Annotated in this window: 1 protein-coding gene; it reads left to right on the top strand. The window is 57.9% G+C overall.

Annotated features, from left to right (window positions below):
* Nucleotides 1-413: HlyD family efflux transporter periplasmic adaptor subunit (locus EN991_RS39565; protein ID WP_127370699.1), on the top strand; the 413-nt coding region annotated here is incomplete at both ends.

Genomic DNA, 413 nt, shown 5'->3' with positions numbered 1-413 from the left:
CAACTCAAGCGAATCGACATCATCGCTCCACAGGCTGGCATCGTGCACCAACTGGCATTTCACACTGTCGGCGGCGTCATTTCGCCAGGGGATGTGATTATGTCGATCGTTCCCGATAGCGGCGGGCTCGCGCTGGATGCCCAGATCGCACCGCGCGACATCGACCAGATTGAGCTTGGGCAGAAGGCAGTGCTACGCCTCTCGGCATTCAATCAGCGTACCACGCCGGAACTCAATGGGACGGTTGTCCGTATTGCAGCTGACCTGACGACTAACGAGCGCTCAGGATCTTCCTACTATCAGGTGCGCTTCGTGGTAGCGCCCGAAGAACTGGCGCGGCTAGACGGACTCATTGTTCTTCCGGGAATGCCCGTTGAGGCCTTTATCAAGACCCACGAACGGTCTGCGTTTTC

It is taken from the genome of Mesorhizobium sp. M7A.F.Ca.US.005.03.2.1 (assembly GCF_003997795.1).
Lineage (GTDB): Bacteria > Pseudomonadota > Alphaproteobacteria > Rhizobiales > Rhizobiaceae > Mesorhizobium > Mesorhizobium ciceri.
Note: the sequence above shows the minus strand (reverse complement) of the source record. Positions and strands in the feature narration are given on the sequence as shown.